At 39.9% G+C, this 19,251-nt stretch carries 16 protein-coding genes; 1 reads left to right on the top strand and 15 read right to left on the bottom strand.

Features of this window, described 5'->3' with window-relative positions; all coding sequences use genetic code 11:
* Positions 1 to 18: 18 nt before the first annotated feature.
* The 7 genes from aroB to ACK1JC_RS00430 are packed head-to-tail and all read right to left on the bottom strand — an operon-like array spanning position 19 to position 6,856.
* Positions 19 to 1,098, bottom strand: a complete 1,080-nt coding sequence (aroB, locus tag ACK1JC_RS00460) for a 3-dehydroquinate synthase (RefSeq protein ID WP_409509889.1) — start codon at positions 1,096 to 1,098, stop codon at positions 19 to 21.
* 11 nt (positions 1,099 to 1,109) lie between these two features.
* Positions 1,110 to 1,661 (bottom strand): shikimate kinase AroK, encoded by a 552-nt coding sequence (aroK, locus tag ACK1JC_RS00455; RefSeq protein WP_409509888.1) that lies wholly within the window; start codon positions 1,659 to 1,661, stop codon positions 1,110 to 1,112.
* Positions 1,662 to 1,697: 36 nt separating this feature from the next.
* On the bottom strand, positions 1,698 to 3,881 hold the full coding sequence (gene pilQ / locus ACK1JC_RS00450; RefSeq protein ID WP_409509887.1) for a type IV pilus secretin PilQ: 2,184 nt from the start codon (positions 3,879 to 3,881) through the stop codon (positions 1,698 to 1,700).
* Between the two features lie 20 nt (positions 3,882 to 3,901).
* On the bottom strand, positions 3,902 to 4,429 hold the full coding sequence (locus tag ACK1JC_RS00445) for a pilus assembly protein PilP (protein WP_409509886.1): 528 nt from the start codon (positions 4,427 to 4,429) through the stop codon (positions 3,902 to 3,904).
* Positions 4,429 to 5,151, bottom strand: a complete 723-nt coding sequence (locus ACK1JC_RS00440) for a type 4a pilus biogenesis protein PilO (protein ID WP_409509885.1) — start codon at positions 5,149 to 5,151, stop codon at positions 4,429 to 4,431. Before ACK1JC_RS00440 ends, ACK1JC_RS00445 begins: the two co-directional genes overlap by 1 nt.
* A complete protein-coding gene (locus ACK1JC_RS00435; protein ID WP_409509884.1) occupies positions 5,148 to 5,798 on the bottom strand; it encodes a PilN domain-containing protein in 651 nt (216 codons plus the stop codon). Before ACK1JC_RS00435 ends, ACK1JC_RS00440 begins: the two co-directional genes overlap by 4 nt.
* Positions 5,798 to 6,856 carry a pilus assembly protein PilM gene (locus tag ACK1JC_RS00430; RefSeq protein ID WP_409509883.1) on the bottom strand — a complete coding sequence of 353 codons (1,059 nt, stop codon included), beginning with the start codon at positions 6,854 to 6,856 and terminating at the stop codon, positions 5,798 to 5,800. The genes ACK1JC_RS00435 and ACK1JC_RS00430 overlap by 1 nt, the downstream gene beginning before the upstream one ends.
* A gap of 164 nt (positions 6,857 to 7,020) precedes the next feature.
* Here ACK1JC_RS00430 and ponA point away from each other — a divergent pair, with 164 nt between their 5' ends.
* Positions 7,021 to 9,624, top strand: coding sequence for a penicillin-binding protein PBP1a (gene ponA / locus ACK1JC_RS00425; RefSeq protein ID WP_409509882.1), 2,604 nt, complete (start codon positions 7,021 to 7,023; stop codon positions 9,622 to 9,624).
* Between the two features lie 103 nt (positions 9,625 to 9,727).
* On the opposite strand, the gene ACK1JC_RS00420 is transcribed toward ponA, so the two are convergent.
* The 8 genes from ACK1JC_RS00420 to ACK1JC_RS00385 all read right to left on the bottom strand — a co-directional run bounded on the left by ACK1JC_RS00420 (position 9,728) and on the right by ACK1JC_RS00385 (position 19,032).
* On the bottom strand, positions 9,728 to 10,531 hold the full coding sequence (locus tag ACK1JC_RS00420) for a putative RNA methyltransferase (protein ID WP_409509881.1): 804 nt from the start codon (positions 10,529 to 10,531) through the stop codon (positions 9,728 to 9,730).
* A 58-nt stretch (positions 10,532 to 10,589) separates the two neighbouring features.
* Positions 10,590 to 11,708, bottom strand: a complete 1,119-nt coding sequence (gene mraY / locus ACK1JC_RS00415; protein ID WP_409509880.1) for a phospho-N-acetylmuramoyl-pentapeptide-transferase — start codon at positions 11,706 to 11,708, stop codon at positions 10,590 to 10,592.
* Position 11,709: 1 nt separating this feature from the next.
* On the bottom strand, positions 11,710 to 13,119 hold the full coding sequence (gene murF / locus ACK1JC_RS00410; protein WP_409509879.1) for a UDP-N-acetylmuramoyl-tripeptide--D-alanyl-D-alanine ligase: 1,410 nt from the start codon (positions 13,117 to 13,119) through the stop codon (positions 11,710 to 11,712).
* 9 nt (positions 13,120 to 13,128) lie between these two features.
* A complete protein-coding gene (locus tag ACK1JC_RS00405; RefSeq protein WP_409509878.1) occupies positions 13,129 to 14,625 on the bottom strand; it encodes a UDP-N-acetylmuramoyl-L-alanyl-D-glutamate--2,6-diaminopimelate ligase in 1,497 nt (498 codons plus the stop codon).
* 6 nt (positions 14,626 to 14,631) lie between these two features.
* Entirely contained in the window at positions 14,632 to 16,461 is a 1,830-nt protein-coding gene (ftsI, locus tag ACK1JC_RS00400) for a penicillin-binding protein PBP3 (protein ID WP_409509877.1), read from the bottom strand.
* A 10-nt stretch (positions 16,462 to 16,471) separates the two neighbouring features.
* Entirely contained in the window at positions 16,472 to 16,804 is a 333-nt protein-coding gene (gene ftsL / locus ACK1JC_RS00395; RefSeq protein ID WP_409509876.1) for a cell division protein FtsL, read from the bottom strand.
* On the bottom strand, positions 16,801 to 17,727 hold the full coding sequence (gene rsmH, locus ACK1JC_RS00390) for a 16S rRNA (cytosine(1402)-N(4))-methyltransferase RsmH (RefSeq protein WP_409509875.1): 927 nt from the start codon (positions 17,725 to 17,727) through the stop codon (positions 16,801 to 16,803). Before rsmH ends, ftsL begins: the two co-directional genes overlap by 4 nt.
* Positions 17,728 to 18,015: 288 nt before the next feature.
* On the bottom strand, positions 18,016 to 19,032 hold the full coding sequence (locus ACK1JC_RS00385; protein ID WP_409509874.1) for a sulfate ABC transporter substrate-binding protein: 1,017 nt from the start codon (positions 19,030 to 19,032) through the stop codon (positions 18,016 to 18,018).
* Positions 19,033 to 19,251: the final 219 nt, after the last annotated feature.

Below are 19,251 nucleotides of genomic sequence, written 5' to 3'. Positions count from 1 at the left end.
GTGAATGCCTTAATTTATTCAGTGTTGATTTGCAAGAATCGCTTGCTTCATCTGCTCTACATCAAACTCACGCGTAATAATTGCCCGCCCCAATTGCTTCATTAAAACTAAGCGCAATTGACCATCAAGCACTTTTTTATCGTGTGCCATATATGCAAGGAATTCATCTAGCGGAATCTGCGGACATGCTACAGGTAAATGTGCACGTTGAATGATATTTTTTGTACGCTCCAAATCAGCTTGACTGATCCAGCCCATACGATGTGACAAATCTGCTGCCATTACCATACCAGTTGCAACAGCTTCGCCATGCAACCATACGCCATAGCCCAAATAAGATTCAATCGCATGACCAAAGGTATGACCTAGATTGAGTAAAGCACGTTCACCTTGTTCTTTTTCGTCATTTGCAACAATGCGAGCTTTATGAGCACATGAACGATAAACTGCTTCAGCAAGTAAATCTGCATCACGCCCAACCAAAGCATCCATATGCACTTCAAGCCAAGCGAGAAATTCAATATCACCTAATAATGCATATTTAATCACTTCTGCCAGACCTGCAGAAAGCTCACGATCAGGCAAAGTGCTTAACTGTGCCATATCAGCAAGAACCACTTGAGGTTGTTGAAAAGCACCAATCATGTTTTTACCCAAAGGATGATTGATTCCTGTTTTCCCACCAACACTGGAATCGACCTGAGAAAGCAAAGTCGTTGGCACCTGAATAAAATATACGCCACGCTGAAAACATGCCGATGCAAAGCCCGACATATCACCAATCACACCACCACCTAAAGCCAATACGGTACAATCACGGTTAAAACCCGCTTCAAGCAAAGCATCAAAAATTAAATTAAGATGCTCAATATCTTTGAATTTTTCACCATCAGGTAAAATACAAGTTTTAACTGTTTTACCTAATTGCTCAATAGCAGATACATAATGTGATAAATATAATGGCTCAACTGTCGTATTACTCACAATCATCACTTGTTTACCAAGAATATATGGCCCAAGGAGCTGTTGTGGGTCTAAATGACTACCAATAAAAATAGGATAACGGCGTTCGCCAAGTTCAACATATAACGTTTGCATGATGTAAGCCACTAAAGAGTATCAGTCAATTCTTTGGAAATAATCAGTTGGAGAATACTTTGCGCCAAATCACGCGCTGCTCCCTGATTAGTTTCAATAATATAATGCGCAACTTCTCGATAAAATGGATCTCTAAGCTGTAATAAGTCTTTTAATTTTTGCTCAGGATTTTCGACTTGCAATAATGGTCTATTCTTATCACGATAAGTGCGCTGTAATTGAAGCTCTACAGGCGTATAAAGATAAATAACAATTCCGCGTTGATGCAGATATTCGCGGTTTTCAGGCTGCGTTACAGCACCACCACCCGTTGCAACAACCAAATTATTTTTCGATGTCAGCTCATCAATGACTGCTGTTTCCCTGAACCTAAAACCAGGTTCACCCTCTTTTTCAAATATCCACGGGATGGTCGCCCCAGTTTTACGCTCAATTTCATGATCACTGTCTAGAAAATCACGATCAAGTAAATCTGCCAAATGACGACCAACGGTAGTTTTCCCGGCTCCCATGGGCCCTACCAAATAAATATTCGGTAGGGTGTTAAACTCTTTGCTTGGCAAGGAGTCACCTATTGAATTGCTTTCATTGAAAGTATATTAATGATTTCTGGTTTGACTGTCATTAACAATTCTTGGTGTAACAAAGATTAATAGCTCACGCTTATTCTCTGTTTTTGCATCTTTACGGAACAAACGACCTACGTAAGGAATATCCCCAAGGAATGGAACTTTGGTTTGTGTTTTCGAATTTTGCTGTTCAAAAATTCCACCTAAAACCACCGTTTCACCATTATCAACAAGTACATTGGTTGTAATTTCATTTTTATTTAAAATGATTTCACCATTCGGCGCTGTTCCTGCTGGCGAGTCACTAGTAATCAGCAAGTCCATCTGCACCTTACCATCTGGTGTAATACTTGGCGTCACATCTAAACTCAACAATGCGTCTTTAAACTCAGTTGTTGCTGTTGCAGCACCACCTGCTGTCGAGGTTGTTTGATATGGGATTTGTTGACCTGATGATACTTTGGCTTTCTGCTTATCTGCAGTCAAAACTTTTGGTGTCGAAATGACTTCACCATAACCATCGGCTTGTAATGCCGATAACTCAAGATCCAACATGAAATCTGACAAACTAATCAGACCAAATGCAATTTTACTTGCACCCGCACCTGTTACACCTAAATCCACATTTAAATTATCTGGACGTGTAATGGTATATTTACCATCATCATCAGGTGTTTTTAAGTCCCAAAGTGTCGTGTCGCTACCACCAACAAGTAAATCATTATTTTTTGTAATACCTTGAGATAAAATGCCCCACTTGACTCCCATTTCCTTGGTAAAGTCTGTCGTTGCACGCACAATTCTTGCCTCAATCATGACCTGCTTCACAGATACATCAAGTAAATCAATCATTTTTCTGACTTTATCAATATTTTGTGAAGTGTCATTTATAATTAGAGTGTTGGTTCGTGTATCTGCAACGACACTACCACGAGAACTTAATAAACTTTCGAGCGCAAGATTGTCTGCATTGTTATTACCATTATTATTGCCAGCATTTTTCCCATTACGAGAATCCTGCAATAATTTCAATACATCTGCAACTTTTGCATAACTCAACTGAATATACTCAGTTTGAATTGGCGCAAGTTTAATGCTTTGTGCAATTGCTTTCGCTTCCTCATCCTCAGATTTAATTAATTCTGCAACAGGTGCAATCCAAATCACGCTACCATTACGACGTTTATCTAAATTTTTCGTTTTGAGAATAATATCAAGCGCTTGATCCCAAGGAACATCTTTTAATCGTAAAGTAATATTGCCCTGTACCGTATCTGCAGCAACCATATTGATTCCCGTAAAGTCTGCAAGCAACTGTAGAACTCGACGTACTTCAATATCTTGGAAATCAAGAGAGATTTTTTTACCTGTATAGTTATTTGGAGATTGTAAGCTTTGCGGACTTTTCTTCTCTTCAGGACGTTTTAAGCTCACAGTCAGTTTATTTTCCGCCTGATAAGCCATGTACTCATAGCTACCCGATGATTGAATAGTAATGACACCATTTGCACCATCATTATAAGCATCGATTACAGATACCGGCGTTGCAAAATCATTGACATTCATACGGCGAATCAGATGTGCAGGAATACGATTTCCTAACAAGCGAACAACGACTTTACTGCCTTGTTGCTGGACATCTACAGGTGTATTTGCTCCTAATAAGCTAATGCCCACCTGCCCCTCACCAGCTTTGCCACGTTGAAAACCAATATCAGCAATGCCCTGTTGTTGTGACACAGCACTTGGTCCAAGTTCAGGCAAGGCTGTATTGCTACCGACTTGAGCTGAATTATTGACTTTTAAAATAAAGGTATTGCCTTCAACACGCGTTGTAAATGCACTTTTATTATTTAAATTAACCGTTAACCGTGCGCGCTTCTCATCTGAAGTGACATCAACAGAGCTTGCTTCATTGGTCGCAACAGGCACATTCGTTTGATTTAAAGTTTGTTTCGCATCGTTAAAGTCAAGAACCAATCGAGATGGATTCTCCAATTCATAGGCTTGTGGCTGTGGTGGCAAGCCATTAAACATCACACGAATTTCCGTCCCTTGACCAGGAACCTGCATTGGCACAACATTAGTCATGGTGATTTGTGCAGATGCAACTTGCATGATTGCCATTGATACCGCCGCCATTGAAAACTGACGAAGACTGCTATTCATAAATGTGCCATCCCCAACGAATAAATTTTTTACACTATTTTTCATTTTTATTCCTTAATCTAATCTCAATCTGCAGGCCCAAGAAGTACAAGACTCCGCGGTCTTTCGATATAACCATCCCTGCCATCTGGTACAATTTCAAGTAAATCAATACGTGTTGGCGTAATATCAACAATACGTCCTTGATTCATCCCCATATAGCTACCACGTTGTACACGTTCAACTTCACCATCTGGCGTTTGAATCAATGCTATGATCTGACCTGTTACACCCTTCATGCTACCCTTCATATTCAATGATTCAATCGCATAACTTTCAAGGGGTTGTGGTGGACGTGAGAAGTTTGGATAAACACGCTTACCTGACATGATTTTCAATTCATTGGCAAGTGAATTTGGTAAAACCGGACTGCGCAATTGTTGAGCACTATAGTTAAAACTTGCAATCGGCTCAAAAACTGGTGCTGGTTCAATCGGTAAAGGCTCTTGGCTACGAATATCTGCCATTGCTTGAGTCACTGCATCCATACGTGAATCACAGCCTGATAAAATCAATCCTATCGCAAGACCGCAGGCAATTTTAATTGTTCTCATTATTGTTGCCCTCCTGGCTGAACCGCAGGTGCTTGACTAGAGCCTGCATTATCATCCGTACCAATATAACGGTATGTCTTTGCATTCAACGTATAGTCAACCAATGGAATATCTGATTTTTTATCTGATGGTGGCGCAGCCGTCACGGTAAAGTCGTGCATAGTCACAATACGTGGTAATGCTGCAATACTGCTGACAAAATTACCAAATGAGTGGTAATCACCTGTTGCTTGAATTGAAATAGGCTGTTCAATAAAGAACTCTTGTTTTACTTCATTTTCAAGACGAATATTTTTAAATTTAAGCCCTGAACCCACGCCAGCAACGTTAATATCTTCAACTAATCCTGGTATTTCAGTTTCTTTCGGCAATTGTTGCAATTGTTGCGTAAAATTGGCTTCCATTTGCTGTAACTGCGTTTGAAGCTGCTGTAAGTTACGTAATTTAGAATCTTTTTCCTTAAACTCATTCAGCAAAGTTTGCTCTTGGTTACGCGCACCATCAATCGACTCTAACTTCGATTTGATTGCCAAGAAATACCCCAATGCGCAAACAACAAAGAATAAAAATATCCAACAGGTAATTTTGACGGACCAAGGCCAACTACCAAAATTATTCATATCAAGTGTATTAAATTGTTGAAAGAATTTTTCAACTGTCATTTTTTTCTTTTTTGGTCCATCTTTATCTAGAGACACTTCATTTAATTCATCACGACTCATTGTGCACCTCCCGCATTCGCTGTTGTTGCAACCGCAGCACTTGCACCCTGATCTGCATCAGCTTGAGTCCCAGCTTCACCAAGATCAGCAGTAACAACAAAACTTCCATAAGTTTCTTCAACTCGTGGAACAATTGAACTTGTGTCTTTATTTTTATTTTCTTCTGCTGCTAGGAATGAATTCATAAATGCATTTCTAAACCATGGTGATGCTTCCATACCACGAAGTAATTCAGCTACTGTATTTGGACTTTCTGCACGCCCTTCGATCGTAAACTTATCACCTGTACGATTGAACTTTGTAATATACATACTTGATGGCACAACACGTACCAATTCATCAATTAAATGAACTGTGACAGGTCGCTGACTTTCAAGTCCTTGAATCAGTTTCATGCGCTCAATAATGGCATTACGACGTTCTTGCATACCATCCAATGTTTTTAATTGGCTATCAAGCGTTTGATTGGTGCTTGTAATTAGCTGATTTGCTTGTTCCTGATCATTGAGTTTATGATCAAAATACAACCAAGCCAACATCACTGCAACCAAACCTAAAATTGCCACCCCAACGCACATTGCAATAAATTGTTTCTTACGCTGTTCTCTCAGCTCATCACGCCAAGGGAGTAAGTTAATCTTTGCCATTAATCAAAACTCCTCAATGCCAAACCGCATGCAACCATTAATGATGGCGCATCATTTTCTATTTTTTTCAGGTCGATCTGTGGTGAGAACCCCATCTGCAAAAATGGATTTGCAACAGTGACTCGATAACCTAGTTTTTGTTGTAATAATTTGGATAAACCAGGAATATTTGCATTCCCCCCTGCCAGCAAAATATGGTCAATCTCGTTAAATTGAGATGATGAGAAAAAGAATTGTAATGAACGTGCTGCTTGTTGTACTACAGCTTCTAAAAATGGATTCAATACTTCAGTTTCATAGTCATCAGGCAATGTACGATCTTTTTTCGCACGCCCTGCTTCATCATATGACAAGCCATAACGGTTCTGCACATCTTGAGTCAGTTGTTTACCACCAAAGACTTGCTCACGCGTATAGATAATTTTCCCATTTTGCATGACAGACAATGTCGTCATGGTATGACCAATATCGAGAATACCGACCATATTTACACCAATAGGCAATGTATCTGAAAACACATCAAATGCACGTTCAAGTGCATAGCTTTCAACATCAGCAATTTTTGGTGTCAAACCTGCAATTTCGATCACTTCGAGTCGAGTATCGATATTTTCTGTGCGTGTTGCGACAAGCAACACGTTGACCCGATTCGGGTTTGCAAGACGATCGGGTAACACTTCAAAATCAAGACTGACTTCATCAAGTGGAAAAGGAATATACTGCTCTGCATCCATACGAATCTGAACTTCACGTTCTTCATCGTTCATATCTGCATCCATCTCAATGACTTTATTAATCACCATTGATGTAGGAACAGCAAGCGCAACATTCTGTGATTGCGGATTTGCAATATTCACCGCGCGCTCTATTGCATCTGCAACAGATTCCGGATTGAGAATGCCTTTTTCAACGACACTCCCTTCCTGTAATGGACTTAATCCATAACTTTCAACCCAATAACGACCGTTTTTAACAGACAGTTCCAATATCTTTACAGAAGTAGAACTAATATCCACCCCTGCTAACCCCTTATTTGGCTTACGATATAGTCTAAGCACGATACAATTCCTATTATTTTTTTATCCCCAACTACATACAAACTAAAATACAGCTGGTCTTAATTTTTTAACAGATACAATATCTCATCTAACAATCCGCCAAATGAAAAGCTATACTGACCGTCAATTAGTTTGCCATTAGCTCTTATTAAAACTTACTTGTTATGAAAAAGCTATCTCGATTAGGTCATATTCACCCATTTTTTTTGCTGATTATTAGTATATTAGTTGCAATTCCAATGGGATTTTACGGCATGTACCTTTACATTGCCCCTTCACTACCTGAAATGAGCTCATTAAAAAAAGCTCCTTTATTGAAGCCATTACAGGTGTATACCTCCGATAATGAGCTAATTGCAGAGTATGGTGGCAAACTTTCGGTACCTGTTGAATACAAACAAATTCCACCAGAATTCATTTATGCATTTTTGGCGGCTGAAGATTCGTCTTTTTTTGAACACAGTGGGATCAGCTTTAAAGGTCTAGGTCGTGCTGTTAGTGAAAGTGTGACGGGGTCAAATGTTCAAACGGGTGGCTCGACCATCACCATGCAGGTAGCTAAAAACTATTATTTATCGCCTGAGCGAACGCTTAAACGTAAGTTAACTGAAGTTTTCCTTGCTCGAAAAATAGAACAAAACCTAAGTAAAGAAGATATTTTATCTTTATATGTCAATAAAATTTTCTTAGGTAAAAATGCTTATGGCATTGCAGCCGCTGCAAAAATTTATTATGACAAAAATCTTGATCAGCTCAGCATTGCCCAAATGGCAATGATTGCGGGTTTACCCAAAGCCCCATCAAAATATAATCCTGTTGCCAATCCTGAACGAGCTTTAGAGCGTCGTAATTGGATTTTGGGACGTATGTTGCAACTCGGTTATCTTAAACAAGAGCAATATCAAAAAGCAGTCGCTGAACCTATTAGTTTAAATATGCCTGACCGTGGCATCACCAATAAATTTCCTTATGTCGGTGAAATGGTTCGCTCAGAGTTAGTCGAAAAATTTGGCGAACAAGCGGTTGACTCTGGCTATAAGGTTTACACAACCATTAACAGCCAACGTCAAACCTATGCCGAAGAATCAGTACAAAAAGGTTTAGAAGACTATGATCGCCGTCACGGTTGGCGTGGTGCAGAGGCACATGACAAACCATTAAAAGACTTCATTCCATTTGCAAATACTTACCCTGCACAAGTTGTCAAAGTTAATAGCAATAGTTTTGATGCTTTGATGCAAGATGGCTCTAAAGTCACTATTCCTTGGTCTGGTATGTCTTGGGCCCGACCATATCGTAATGCCAACAGTGTTGGTGGAGCACCAAGTAATGCATCACAAATTGTTAAAGTAAAAGATATTGTCCGCTTGCGTCCAAACGAAGAAAAAACGGCTTGGTCATTGGTTCAAATTCCAAAAGCCCAAGGACAATTGATTGCAATTAATCCCAACGATGGCTCAATTGAAGCAATTGTTGGTGGTTATAACTTTTATCATTCAAAATTTAACCGTGCGCTACAAGGTTGGCGTCAACCCGGCTCAACCATTAAACCATTCATTTATGCTTTAGCACTTGAACGTGGCATGACTCCTTATAGTATGGTAAATGACAGTCCGATTCGGATTGGAAAATGGTCACCGAGAAACTCAGATGGTCGCTATTTGGGGATGATTCCACTACGTCGTGCATTGTATTTATCTCGTAATACTGTGTCTGTTCGCCTATTACAAAGCGTTGGTGTAGAACGCGCTCGCCAACTACTTATGGATTTTGGTCTACAAGATGATCAAATTCCTCGCAACTTTACGATTGCACTTGGTACACCTCAGGTACTTCCAGTACAAATGGCAACTGGCTACGCAACGATTGCAAATGGTGGTTATCGTGTTCAACCTCACTTTATTAGCCGTATCGAAGATGCGTATGGTAAAGTCATTTACGAAGCGAAACCTGATTATGCATGTATTCCGTGTATCAATGAAAAAGTCACTCAACCTCAAGTAGAAAAAGCCGAAGATTCAATAACCTCGCCTGATGACGAAGTATTTGCGAGTGCTGCTTCTGCTCCAACACCTGAAAGTAAACCTCTAAGCAAAGAGGAACAAGGGAAGTACCGCCAAGCTCAACGTATTCTAAAATCACAATCTGCATTTGATATGGCAAATATCTTACGTGATGTGATCGTACATGGTACTGGTCGTGCCGCATTGAAAATTGGTCGTGATGATATTGGTGGTAAAACAGGGACAACCAACGATGCTAAAGATGCTTGGTTTGCAGGCTTTAATGGCAAGCTCGTGACCATTGCATGGGTTGGATTCGATCAACCATCAACTCTAGGTCGTCGTGAATATGGTGGTATTGCTGCTCTACCTGTATGGACAAACTTTATGGGCAAAGCGCTTAAAGATACACCTTCTGCTTGGGTACGTTTCGACAAAGATGCAAAAGATCCTCTAAGTCGCGAACAACGTAGTACAGAAGAAGATATAATGCTGAATGATGAAGATAAAAAAGATTATCGCGCATCACCACCATTGGCTCGCCCTATTTATCGTCCTGCACCTGTAGCACCAACACGTAATCGTGCGAGTGACTTTGATGATTTACCTGGAGAAAGTGGCAATGCCGATGCTCCATCTGCGCCTCGTTCATCAGAACAAGCGCTTAAACCTAAAAACTCAGCGCCACCTGCAATGAATCAAGGTTCGACTTCAGCAAAACGAGAAAGCGATTCTATGGAAAATTTAATTAATAATGTGCAGTGACCATCTTCCAGTGAGTTACAAAGCATTATGCTAAAAAAAATAGCCATCTTCGGATGGCTATTTTTTATGTCTATTGAATCTGTTGTTTGACTGGATCAACAACTTATTTCTTCTGAAAAATATACATTTGGAAACTCGCTTTGAGTTTCATTTCGGATTGTTGCTCCAATTGCTGACGTTTATCTTGCTTTGCTTTATAGGCATATGGTGTCATTGCAATCAAGTCTTTCAATTGTTGTTGATCTAAAGTAAATTCTGACTCGATCATCGGTTGCTCAATCAATTCAAAATTTTCTTTTAACTGCTCAACAAACTTATGTGGATCATGAGCATTTACTTCATTAAATAGCGCTTCACGCATTGCATACAAGTGTTCAGGTGCAGGCGTAACCACCATCAAATAACCTTGTGGCTTAAGTACACGTAAAATTTCATCTTCAGGAATTGGACTAAATAAACTCGTACATAAATTAATGCTTTGATCAAGTACAGGCAATGTTGCCCCTGTACCAACTACCCAAGTCACATCTCGATTCATTTTTGCTGCAACTTGTACCGCATTTTTGGCAATATCTACACCAACACATTGTAAGGTTTCTTTTTGCATTGCACTGGTGTAATAGCCCTCACCACAACCAATATCGAGCAAATTTGCAATGTGTAATTCACGAATTTTTTCAACCACTGCATGCTGTAGTGGCGCATAGAAACCACCACTTAAAAATGCACGGCGAGCTTGTACCGATTCAGGTGTATCACCCGGATTTTTACTGTGCTTATGCTGTACCACATGCAAGTTGACATAGCCTTGCTTCGCCACATCATAACTATGATGATTCGCACAGCGCCATGTTCTTTCCGTCAGACTGAGTGCTTCACGACATACGGGGCACATGAGCAGATTCATCATTTTTCTCCTGAAAATAAAAAAGCCGGCTTGAGCCGACTTTTCATTAAAGTTTTGCTTAGCGTAATTTTAAGGTCATTAAGCCTAAAACTACTAGCATAATTGTAATAATCCAAAAACGGATAACCACTTGCGTTTCACGCCAGCCTTTCTTCTCATAGTGATGATGCAACGGTGCCATGAGGAAAACACGTTTATTACGCATGCGTAGTGAGCCAATTTGTAGGAAAACTGAAATTGCCTCCACCACAAATACACCACCCATAATAGCAAATACAATTTCTTGACGCACCATAACCGCAATTGTACCGAGCATCGCACCTAAAGATAATGCACCGACATCACCCATAAAAATTTGTGCAGGATGGGCGTTATACCATAAGAATGCCAAACCAGAACCAATCATTGCCGCACAGATAATTACAAGCTCAGAGGTATATTTCACATAAGGAATATGCAAATAATTAGCAAAGCGAATATCACCTGCCAAATACGCAAATACACCTAAACCTGCTGCCACTAAGACAATTGGCATAATCGCCAAACCATCCAGACCATCAGTTAAGTTCACTGCATTTGAGCCACCATTAATCACTAAATATGTGAATAAGATAAAGCCTATTCCCAAAGGTACTGCTGATAACGGAATGCTGAGGTTCTTAAAAAATGGAATCAATAAATCAAGCATATTTGCAGTATGAACAGGATTCGCTTGCTGTGTCGCAATCACATATAGCGCAATACCTGCACCCAATGAACCAACTGAAGTCCAAAAAAACTTTTTCTTTGCAGGTAACCCTGCATTATCTTTATAACGAACTTTAATCCAATCATCTGCCCAACCTACTGCACCGAAGATGATCATTACAGCGAGCACAATCCACACATAAGGATTAGATAAATCTGCCCAAAGCAATGTACTGATGCCAATCGACAAGAGTATGAGAATCCCGCCCATCGTTGGCGTACCCATTTTCTTTGCATGATTTTCAGGTGCAAATGAACTGACCGCTTGTCCATATTTCAATGCTTGCAGCTTACGAATCATATATGGACCAAGCGCCAAGCCAATGGCAAGAGAGGTCAATACACTTAATAAAGCGCGCAATGACAAATATCGAACCACCTGAAACGTACTATCAAAGCCTGCCAGATGTTCAAACAACCATAACAACATTTTAGAGTTTCTCCATTAAAGCAGTCATCAATGTTTCCATATGCGTATAACGAGAACCTTTAAAGAGGAAACTCATTGACTGTGGTTGATGGGTTTCAACCAAACTTACCAAGAAAGGTAAAGCCTGTTCTTGCGTCAGAAAAGCCTGCATTTTTTTACCGTATTGTGTACTACGTGCACCTTCTTGTGCAGCAGGAGAAAATTCACCCACAACAACTACAAAATTGACACCTTGAACAGAAACTAGGTCACGTCCCAACATATAGTGTTGTTGTGCCGCCGTATCTCCAAGCTCTCCAATATCACCCATCACCATGACATTTATACCGTTTTGCTGTGAAAGCACTTCAGCAGCAGCGCGCATAGAAGTCGGATTGGCATTATAAGTATCATCAATAAATAAATATTTGTCTTGCTGAATAAAGTTCAAACGCCCTTTCGCGCCTTGTGCTTGTTCAAGCCCAGTAACAATATCATCAAGTGAAATACCAATCGCTAAAGCAAAAGCAGTCGCTGCTTCCGCATTTTGAACATTATGCTCACCTGCAAAGGGTAAATGAACTTTTTTAGAGCCTTCAGGTGTATTCATGGTAAATGTTGCAGACTGAGTATGTAGCTGAAGATCTGTTGCAAAAATATCACCACCTTGACCAAAACTGAGTACTTTCTCAGTTTTTATCACTTGGCGAATCGTATCGGTAAAGTCGTCATGTGCAGGAATAATTGAAGTTCCTGTAGGCACAATATGTGCATAAATTTCAGATTTTGCACGACAAATGCCATCACGACCACCAAACTCACCCAAATGTGCCGTCCCAATATTAAGAATACCTGCGACATGCGGTTGAACTAAATTTGAAGTGTAATCAATTTCACCTTGGTGACTTGCACCCAACTCCATGACCGCATATTGATGCTCGGCACGTAGCTCAAGGAGCATCATCGGCACACCTAAATCATTGTTCAAGTTACCACGCGTAATTAAAGTCGGTGCTAAGCGAGATATAATACTACCCAACATCTCTTTGGTTGTGGTTTTACCACTACTGCCTGTCAGCGCAATTACTTTCAGTTGTGAGTTTTTGGCACGACGATATGCACCCAAATACCCCAATGCCAAGCGTGTATCTTTGACGACCAATTGGCAAATATCAGCATCAACTGGATGACTCACAATCGCAACTTGGCAACCATTGGTAGCCACTTGTACAATAAAATCATGCGCATCAAAACGCTCACCTTTAAGCGCTAAAAATGCATCTCCCAATTCTGCATGACGTGAATCGGTCAAAATACGTTTAACTTCACCTTGTGGTGCTTTATCTAAATACCAATAACCTTTAGTTGCTTCAGCAAGTTGCTCTGCTGACCATGGCTCCAAAGGCACAGTACTCGTGGTCGAGGTATGCATCTCTTATTCCTACTGAGCTGGATATGCTGAATTTGAATTATGATGTTGCGCATCAATGGCTGATTGCACTTCTACCACATCATCAAACCAATGGCGTACACCATCAATTTCTTGATAGTTTTCATGCCCTTTGCCTGCAATCACCACGATATCACCGCTATTTGCATGCTTAACGGCATATTTAATGGCTTCACGGCGATCATGTATTTCATGAACGTCATGCTGACTAAAATTAATATCTTGTTTCATATCTGCAAAAATTTGTGTCGGATCTTCTGTTCGTGGATTATCCGAAGTAATGATGATCGGATTAGCTTGTTCTAAAGCAGCCCTAGTCATCAGTGGGCGTTTACCACGATCACGATCACCACCACAGCCAAACACCGCCCACAATTGATTTTCTACGTGACGTTTTAGAGTTTTTAAAACTTGTGTAAGTGCATCGGGTGTGTGCGCATAATCGACCACAAATAAACGATCTTCATCACGAATCACCTGCATGCGACCCGGTGCACCTTTGAGCTTCGGCACATCAGCAATTAAACTTGCCAAATCAAAACCTGCTTGCTCTGCAACAATCAATGCAGCAACAAGATTTTCAATATTGAAATGCCCTAATAATGGGCTACGAACGGTAAATTCTTGAGTTATCGTTTTTAAGTGGAATGTCGCGCCCTCTAAACTGTACTGAATACCAAAAACTTGATAATCCGCAGTACGTGATGTTGAATAGGTCAACACTTTAGGATGCGATAAATTGCTACTTGCCGCATCTAACATGATATGAGAATGTTCATCATCAATATTAATCACAGCAACTTTCAGTGATGAAAATTTAAATAAACGTGACTTCGCTTCAGCATAAGCTTCAAGCGTACCGTGATAATCCAAATGATCACGGCTTAAATTACTATACGCTGCAATTTCAATATCACAGCCATTCAGACGACCTTGCTCTAAGCCATGTGAACTTGCTTCAAGTGACGTAAATTCGGCACCTTGTTTGGCAAAATCATGCAACATATCTTGTAAATGTAGTGCATCCAATGTGGTATGTGACGATGCTTCAAGGTTCGGTAAAATACCATTCCCTGTTGTTCCCATCACGGCACATTTTTTGCCTTGCAACATAATCAATTCAGCAACTAAACGAGAAATGGTCGTTTTACCATTGGTTCCTGTAATGGCTAAAATACGACTTAGCGTTACAGCATCAGTCGCTTGCAAATATTGTTTTTGCCATTGTCCCATCAAATGACGTACATCGGGACAAATCAAAGTAGATTCAAGATATAAATCTGTTTCACTAATCACTGCCAATGCACCATTTTGCAAAGCGGATTGAGCAAACTGAATCGTTTTTTCAGGCTGCGTATAACTGGTCAGAGCAATAAAAATTTGCCCTGACTGTACAGCACGACTGTCTAAACTAAAACCGTGAAAAGGCTCTGCCATCCAAGCATACTTATTTTCGGTATCAAAAATATCCTGAAAACAAATCATCATTTTTACCTATTGGGCTTTCGCTGTTTCAAGCGGTTTATCTAAAGGAACATTCATTAAACGCAGAGATTCCTGCATGATACGTGCAAACACAGGAGCAGCAACCAAGCCGCCATAATATTGCCCACGAGGATTTTCCACCACAATAATAATCGCTAAACGTGGATCGCTAATCGGGGCAACGCCTGCAAATAATGCACGATACTCGGTATTTGAATAACCACGATGGTCAGGGCGCAATTTATGTGCCGTCCCCGTTTTACCACCGACACGATAGCCAGGAATGTTCGCTTGTTTTGCTGTACCACCTGGCATCGTCACCTGCTCAAGCATCAGCAAAACATCATCGGCAATTTTTTTATCAATAATTTGTTCGCCCTTCGGCTCACTTTCCAACTTATATAAACTTAGTGGATGACGCACACCATGGTTCGCCAACATTGCATAACCTTGTGCAAGCTGTAAGGTTGTGGCATTGATCCCGTAACCATATGCCATTGCACCTACTTCAGATACATTCCATTTATTCGATGGCAGAATTAAACCACCACTTTCACCTGGAAATTTCACCGCAGAGCGCTGACCAAAGCCGACACGTTTAAAGAACGTTGGTAAAGTTGAATATGGCATCGATAATGCGATTTTCGCTGAACCGACATTCGATGATTTAATAATGACACCTGTAACTGTCAACGAACCATAGTTATGCGTATCACGAATGGTATGGTTACCAATACGCATTGAACCCGGACTTGTACTAATCACACTATTTGGCGTGTATTTACCACTTTCTAGACCTGCAGCAATAGTAAAAGGTTTCATAGTTGAGCCTGGCTCAAACATATCAATTGCCCCACGGTTACGCATAGCATCTTTATTTTTTAGACCATTTTTATCATTTGGATTGTACGATGGCCAACTGCTCATCGCCAAAATTTCGCCCGTTTTCACATCTACAGCAATCGCAGAGGCAGAACGTGCATTATTTGCAACACCAACCGCCGTCAATTCACGATACATAATATATTGCAAACGTGAATCAATACTGAGCGTAATATTTTCACCCGCAGTGACTTCTTTCACCACTTCAGGCGTTTTTACACGGTTACCATGTTTATCACGGGAAATTTTTTGCTCACCATCTTCACCTGCTAAGCGAGTATTGAGCTGCATTTCCAAGCCTTCAATTCCAAGCCCCTCACTATTGGTCAAACCAATAATCTGCGCATTTGGCTGTGGCTGTGGATAATAGCGTTTATAGGTTTTTTCAGCATATACTCCTGCAAATTCACGCTTCACAATCAAATCAGACTGTGGTGGTGGCACTTCTTTTTTCAGTACCAAATAGCGTGAACGAGGGCGATCATTCAAATTTTTCTTTAAAGCTGCACGATCGATACCCACTACATCCGCAAGCTCATCTAAATTTAAATTTTTATCGGGTAAAGCGCGCTTTAATTTACGGCTATTCGGCTGTTTTTCAAGCTCTTTAGTGATGCGATCAAATTCAGCTTTTGTTTCAAAATATTCTTTTGGATCAATCACAACTTTCATGATTGGTGTACTAATTGCTAAAGGTACACCATGACGATCACTAATGACTCCACGCATTGCTCTGAGCTTTTCTGATCTCAAAATATTAGCATTGGCTTTATTTTGTAAAAAGTCTTTATTAATGACTTGTACATAAAACGCCCGACCAACCAGTGCAAAAAAACACACCAATACTACGCCCCATAAAAGATAAAAACGCCACATATCTAGGGTGATTGTATTTTTTTCGGAAATAGACTTCTTTTTACGCGTAAGTTGAGTCTGTTTCGTCTGCTTAGTTACCATACAGCGAGCCTTATTTCTTCTGATCTGTTTCAGCAGGTAATGAAATTACAACGGTTTGTCCCGCTGGTGGTGAATACATACGTAATTGTGTGACAGCACGTGTGCCGATTTGTGCCGTTGCACCAAAGGTTTGCTGTTCAATCAGCAAGCGCCCCCATTCTGCATTAATATCTTCACGTTCACGCATATAGGTATTTAATTCACGAAAATCATGTCGATATTCAAATACTTGCAACACCACCATAAAAGCACTACCCATCACAATAAGCAGCAAAATGGCATATACCACGATTTTTTTAATAGCAATATTTGCTGATTTTTCTTCAATCACCTGTTCTTTCATTCTGTGCCTTTTTGCTCTAAGCGTTCAGCTACTCTTAACCATGCGCTACGTGAACGAGGATTTTCCTTCACTTCAGCTTCACTCGCACGGATACGGTCAATTTTTTTCAGTTTACGGGTATCTTTAATTTTTTGTGGTAAACCCCAACCATCATCTTCGGCAAGTGTTGATTCTTTTTGAATAAATTGTTTAATAATTCGATCTTCTAAAGAATGGAAACTAATCACTGCCAAACGACCACCCGATTTTAGCAAATCTGTTGCCTGAGGTAAAAAGGCATGTACATCATCAAGTTCTTTATTAATTTCAATACGAATCGCTTGGAATGTCCGTGTTGCTGCGTGTTTATTTTTTTCCCATTTCGGATGCGCAACTTTTACAATTTCAGCAAGTTCCGCTGTCGTTGTAATATAGCCTGCATTTTTAATCGCTTTAGCAATACGACGACTATAACGCTCTTCACCATATTGATAAATAATATTGGCAAGATGCTCTTCATCTACACTCACCAACCAATCCGCTGCAGTTGGACCTTGTGAATTGTCCATACGCATGTCCAAAGGACCATTACGCATAAAGCTGAAACCACGTTCAGCCTGATCAAGCTGAGGAGATGACACGCCCAAGTCCGCCATAATGCCATCGACTTCAAACAAACCAATTTGATTCATTTCCTGTTGTAGGTCGGCAAAACTTGCATGAATAATTTTAAAACGAGGATCTTCTTTTTCAAGTTGATAAGCAACTTCAAGAGCTTGCGGGTCTTTATCAAATGCATAAACTTGCGCATTTGTATCAAGTTTAGACAACAATAAGCGTGTATGCCCACCTCGTCCAAATGTCCCGTCAATATAAATTCCGGTATTGCGATCTGCTAACAGTGCATCAACAGTTTCATGGAGTAATACGGAAATATGAGACATAAGCGGGGTTTCAGCATAATCAAAAAAGTAACTGCACATTATTACCTTGTTTTATTAAAGCTCCAAACGACTTTTTGTACAGAAATATTAATTTTAATAGGGAAATCCGTTTTATCACGGTTATTCTGCCCTTTTAACTCAACTTCAAGATGTTCATTTAAAATTGATTACAATTTTTTTACAATTGTCTTTTTAAATACAATTTTTTTACAATGAAATACCTAAAAACATCAAATACACCACCTAGAAAAAAGTCTCCTGTCATTCAGAAGACTTTTATCATTTAAATTAACGCTTTGAGTTATAAATTTGATCAAACATACCGCCATTCACAAAGTGTGTTTGCTGTGCTTTCGCCCAGCCACCAAATACTTCATCAATGGTAAATGTTTTCAATGCAGGGAATTGCTTTGAATACTTCGCTAAAATTTGTGGATTCCGTGGACGATAGAAATGACGTGCTGCCATATCTTGACCGAGTGGTGAGTATAAATAGTTAATATAGCCTGTCGCCAACCATTTATTACCATTCTTCTCAACAGTTTTATCAACAATTGCCACCGATGGCTCAGTCAATATAGACATTGATGGATAAACGATATCAAACTTATCACCCAAGGTTTTTTTACTGATCATGGCTTCATTCTCCCAAGTCAGTAAAACATCACCTATACCACGCTCAGCAAAGGTCGTCATTGAGGCACGAGCAGCAGGATCCATTACTTTCACGTTGTGATACATTTTCGATACGAATTCACGTGCCTTAATATCATTACCACCCGGTTGTTTCAGTGCATAGCCCCATGCAGATAAATAAATCCAACGCGGTAAGCCACCTGTTTTTGGGTTTGGCGTAATAATTTGCACACCAGGCTTAGTTAAATCTGTCCAATCCTTAATACCTTTCGGATTACCTTTACGTACCATAAATACAATGGTCGAAGTATAAGGTGCGGAGTTTGATGGGAACTCTTTTTCCCAACCTGGATTGATCTGACCCGATTTCACAATTTCATTAATGTCATTCGCAAGTGCGAGTGTCACCACATCACCTTTCAAACCATCAACAACTGAACGTGCTTGCTTACCCGAACCGCCATGCGACTGTTTAAAATGTACGGTTTTACCTGTATGTTTTAACCAATATGCACCAAATGATGTGTTAAATTCATCATAGAACTCGCGTGTCGCATCATAAGAGACATTAAGAAATTCACGGTCGGCAGCCTGTACAGACGTTGTCGTTGCAACAACACCTGAGAGCAATAATGTTGCACTCAATACGGTTTTTAATAGGCTTTTCATGACATATCTAAAAATAATCTAAGTTACTAGTAAATATATGAAAAATTCATATAAATCGCAATTCAGCTTTTCGTAGATAGCATATGCTGATTTATTCTCAATTTTTTTAATCTATTGTTTTTAATTTAAAAAAATACATATTTAACTTTTAGAATGCATATATACCAATTTCTGCTTTTATTATGAAAGAAACGAATATGATTCAATTCGTTTCTTTCC

This window comes from Acinetobacter sp. TY2 (assembly GCF_046269225.1).
Taxonomy (GTDB): Bacteria; Pseudomonadota; Gammaproteobacteria; order Pseudomonadales; family Moraxellaceae; genus Acinetobacter.
This window is presented reverse-complemented; position numbering and strand designations above follow the sequence as displayed.